Source organism: Streptomyces sp., assembly GCF_035563135.1.
GTDB lineage: Bacteria > Actinomycetota > Actinomycetes > Streptomycetales > Streptomycetaceae > Streptomyces.
In genome coordinates this window covers 1-4280 of sequence record NZ_DATMVN010000728.1, presented here as the reverse complement: position 1 = coordinate 4280, position 4280 = coordinate 1, and the positions used below count along the sequence as shown (strand labels likewise).

Genomic DNA, 4280 nt, shown 5'->3' with positions numbered 1-4280 from the left:
TCGCACCACTCATCTTCAACGTATGGCGCACGGGAGGACGTGCGGCAAGACCCGAATCGCGCCGCACGATCGCCGACTGAGGTCAGGCTGACCGGCCGGCCGGTTCAAGCCGATCGGATTGGCATGCCCAGCTTGGAAGGCTAGGGTCCGATGTGCTTTTCCTCGCTGGTCAGCGGCTTCCTTGCCCTACCTCGTGCCTTGAACGAGCCTTGGCGGGTGCCGGCTGATGCGCACTTGGGGACTATTGACATGTTCGAGCACGACGACGTCTCGAGGCTGGTCGTCCACAGCGCCGAGATGACGTTTGACCGGCCGATTCCGAGACGGGCGGGTCCGGCCCTCGATGGCCCGGCCCGGGGGTCTGCTCGCTGCAAGCGTTCCGCGGGTTGATGCTGGAGCGGCTGGGACGACGAAGCAAGGCCGCAGAGGCCTACGGCCGCCCGGACCTGGCGCGGACAAGCATCGACACCGCGTTCCTCACCTGACGCCATGCTAAGTCACCACCGACCAGCCCTATCGCAGGCCTGACCCCGAGGGCTGGTGACTGGCGACGGCCTGGGTTGTCTGGCTCATGCATATAGACCCCTCCATAGTTGGAGGGCACCGTCACGTCGTGTGACTCCCAGTTCTCCCCGACCACAACGTCGGGCTGCGGGTGCGCCTCGGCTCGGTCGAGCTGCTCGATCCACCGTCCCGCTGTGGGCCACCAGACACGGACGGTCCGCGGCTCGTTCGAGAAGTTGAGCACAACGACCGCGGCTTCGCCGGCGCTGATGCGGCGGAAAACGACGATGCCGTCGCGGCGGTGGTCGGCGCTCGGCTCGAGATAGAAGTCGCCGCGGCTGCTGAACACCCGGTGGGTGCGGCGAAGGCGGCCGAGCACGCGGTACAGCCGAATCAGCGCTCTGCCCGCGTCGTCGTAGAAGTACTCCCAGTGCAGCGGGCGGCTGAAGGTGATACGGCGGGGGTCGGTGCCGCCGGGGAGGTTCCAGTTCTCGGCGAACTCTTGGCCCTGCCAGAGCATGGGCACGCCCTTCGCGGTGTACTGCGCGATTGCGTAGGGCTGGGTGCGGGCCCAAAGGCTCCGGTCGCCGAGTGCCATCTCCAGTTGGTCGACGGTTGGCTCGACCCCGAGCCGGGTGACGAACCGCTGGTGATCGTGGGACTCGATGTACTGGAGGGGCGCGACGGGAAAGCTGTCGCCCTGGTTCACGAATCTGCTGGGGTACTTCTGCTCCGGGCCTAGCTCGGGGTCCAGTCGGCGGGCGTAGTCGTCCGTGGCCCCGGTGCCCTCGGCCTGGTTTCTGGCGGCGTGTAGCAGTTGGTCCTGCCACACGGTGTTCGAGTACGTCGAGGTGAGAGCGAGCACCGGTGCGTCGAGGAACTCGGCGCACTGGATGATCCGGCTCCGGTTGCCGTCGCCCGCGAAGAACCGCGGGAATTGGTCGAAGTCCTGGCTCAGCCGGTAAGTGCGTTGGACGAGGCCGGAGTAGCCGTCGCCGGTGACGCCGTCCCACAAGCCGGGCACGTAGTCGTAGCGGAAGCCGTCGACGTGGAACTCCGTCAGCCAGTACCGGCTCACCGCGTCAAAGTAGTCCCGGGTGAACTGCTCGTGGTAATTCCACCCCGGCGGCAGCTTGCCGAACTCCTGGCCGAACGGCCCCATCACCGGATTGGGCAGGCCCGCCTGCCGGTAGACGATGTTGTAGGCGAACTCGGGGTGGGAGTGGGCGTACACCGCGTCGAGCACAACCGCGACGCCGGCCCGGTGGCAGGTCTCCACCAGCCCGCGGAACGCTGCCCCGCCGCCGTACCGGTCGTCGGGGGCGAAGTAGCCGAGCGGCGTGTACCCCCACTCCACGTCCTCCTTCACGTTGGTCACCGGCATCAGCTCGAGCGCGTTAACCCCGAGACTCGTCAGGTACGGGATGCCGTCGGCCACCGCGGCGAATCCGCCACCGAACTCGCCGACGTGCAGCTCGTAGATCACCAGGTCGTCGACCTCAGGGACGGTGAAGCCGTCGTCGGCCCAGGCGTGGTCCTGATCCGCCGGGGTCGTGAACGCCGACAGGGTGCCCTTGCCGGCGGCGCGGCCGAACGGGTCGGCGAAGAAGCGGACCACGACCTCCTCGCCCGCGACCGTCTCGTGCAGGAGCTGGTAGCGGTAGAGGTGGGTGCCGGCTTCCCCGAGGTGGCCGGGACCGCCAGCGAGCTCAACCTCGGCCGACCAGAGGTCGTAAGCCCCGCCCTGCCAGTCCAGGTAGAACTCCCGCGGCGGCACCTCGCGCACGAACTGATCGCGCTCGTGGATGACGAGAACCTTGACCCGGTAGCTCGCGGTCCAACTGATCGTCGGGAGGTGAACCCCAAAGCGCACCCGCAGCGGCGCGTCGGCGACCACGTGCGCACCCAGCTCCTGGAGGTCGATCATCGGGCTCTCTCCACGGCTGCTGTCGCCCCACGCCCCGGATCGGTCCTGGACCGTCCACCGACCTGCGGCACAGCTCTCGTCAAGGAAGGGCGTCGTAGCTGTAGTAGGTCGACGGGTCGAGCATCTGCGCCGGGGTGACCGGCGTCTGGATCAGGATTGAGTAGAGCGGGTCGTTCCCCCGGTGACCGAGGAGGTCCGCCGATGCGGACGGTGGGGGCTCGTACGTGCGTCCGTGGTGGGCCATCCAGCCCTCCCAGATGCGGTCGACGTTGCAGTGGTTGAGGTAGAACACCGGGTCGTTCGGTGAGCTCGCCGGGCCCATGTCGCCGCCGACCCAGACGTGCACCTGGTTGTGCATGCCGAAGGGCCGCCAGCCCTCCAGCCGGTTGCGCATGCTGTCGGACCTGCGGTTCCACGGCGCGGTGTCGTACGGAGTGGCGTCCAGCGCCGCCTTCACGTCGTCGGAGCTGGGCAGCGCCGGTGCATCGGCGTCTCCACCGAGGTCGCGGCGCAGGCCGCGGTCGGTGACCCGCAACTCGACGAGCGAGGCCGACTCGATCCGCACCCGGAACCGGTTCGATGTGAACGGGCCGTCGGCGACCGGATTGCCGGTGCCGCCGATCCCGTCGGCCTGCCACAGGGCTGCCTGTTGCTGCACTGCCGGGTCTGTGTCGCCGTCAGCTGCCCAGTCCCAGTACGGCAGACCCAGGGTGCTGTTGCCGGTGATGCGCTGCAGGTGAAGTTCAAGCAGGATCAGCATGAGGCGGTGCCAGGGCAGGAAGGCCGGGCCGCTGTGCGCGGCATTGCGGTCGATTTGGGTGGGTGGCGTAAACCGCCCCATGGCCAGGTGATGCCAGACGGTGAAGAGGTCGTAGGTGGAGACCTGCTCGGCCGGCCCGGCGATGCCAAGGTCAGCCGTCGTCGGGCCGAGGAACTCGTTCTTGAGGGCGATCACACCGGCGGTGTAGGCGCTGAGGGCGGCGGGATTGGTGACGGCGTTGTGCCGGACGACGGCCATCTCAGTCCACCTCTCGTTGCGGGTTCCCGTGCTGCCCGGTTTCCTTCGGATGCGCATCCTCCGGATGCGCGTGGCCCGGCCGGTGGTCATGGCCCCCACCCCGATTCCCCGTCCCCGGCGGGAAGTCGTCGGGCCACTGGTCGATGGCCTTCTCCACCAGGTCGATCACCGAGGCGAAGTCGCGCGTGGGCATGCCGTGGTAGAAAACCCTGCCCTCATTGTCGACCACGATATGAATGTCGAACGGCCGACCGTCCACAGTGATCGTGTAACTGGTGCGGACCTCGATCCGGTGCCCGCGGTACTCGGCCTCGCGGACATCAGCCAGGGCACCGGTGTGGTGCGGGTGAGCCGCCGTCACAAGCTCATCGGCCCGCGCGGCCAGCGCCGCCCGTACGGCTTCAGGCGCGACGGCGCTCTCTAGGTCGACGTGACCTGTCATGAGACGGCTCCTCCACCCGCACCGCCGGCACATCCAGTGACCCGCATGTATGGCAGCGGCGGCGATCGTCTGCGACACCTGCACCGAGACCATCCCCGAGCGGCGTCACCGCGCCGTCACCGCCGCGTGCCCGGTAGGGGGAAGGCCTGAGTTCAGGTGGCGCGCATCGCGCGCGGACTGGAGCCGTACCCCGCTTAGAAGACATTGCGGAAGTAGGTACTGAGGCCCTGGTCGTCGGATCGGGATCGGCGCAGGCTGCCGGCCATGTCCTCGTCGGCGTCTTCCCCGCCGCCGCGGCTGATCAGTGACGAGTTGTGGGCGCTGGTCGAGCCGCTGATCCCGCCGCGCAAGCCAGCGGTGCATGGCCGCACCGGGCGGCCGCGAACATC

At 68.3% G+C, this 4280-nt stretch carries 3 protein-coding genes and 1 pseudogene; 1 reads left to right on the top strand and 3 read right to left on the bottom strand.

The genetic code is table 11. From position 1 onward, the window contains the following. Positions 1-430: 430 nt before the first annotated feature. The 3 genes from VN520_RS32220 to VN520_RS32210 all read right to left on the bottom strand — a co-directional run bounded on the left by VN520_RS32220 (position 431) and on the right by VN520_RS32210 (position 3891). A complete protein-coding gene (locus tag VN520_RS32220; protein WP_325750470.1) occupies positions 431-2431 on the bottom strand; it encodes an alpha-amylase family glycosyl hydrolase in 2001 nt (666 codons plus the stop codon). 79 nt (positions 2432-2510) lie between these two features. Beyond that, entirely contained in the window at positions 2511-3449 is a 939-nt protein-coding gene (locus tag VN520_RS32215; protein ID WP_325750469.1) for a tyrosinase family protein, read from the bottom strand. A 1-nt stretch (position 3450) separates the two neighbouring features. Next, entirely contained in the window at positions 3451-3891 is a 441-nt protein-coding gene (locus tag VN520_RS32210) for a hypothetical protein (RefSeq protein ID WP_325750468.1), read from the bottom strand. A gap of 264 nt (positions 3892-4155) precedes the next feature. Between VN520_RS32210 and VN520_RS32205 the strand changes: the two are divergent. Further along, positions 4156-4280: pseudogene (locus VN520_RS32205) on the top strand (IS5/IS1182 family transposase); the annotation flags it as partial.

Excerpts from the sequence above, each read along its gene's own strand:
- VN520_RS32215 (WP_325750469.1), bottom strand. The coding sequence starts at position 3,449 with ATGGCCGTCGTCCGGCACAACGCCGTCACCAATCCCGCCGCCCTCAGC.
- VN520_RS32220 (WP_325750470.1), bottom strand. The coding sequence starts at position 2,431 with ATGATCGACCTCCAGGAGCTGGGTGCGCACGTGGTCGCCGACGCGCCG.
- VN520_RS32210 (WP_325750468.1), bottom strand. The coding sequence starts at position 3,891 with ATGACAGGTCACGTCGACCTAGAGAGCGCCGTCGCGCCTGAAGCCGTA.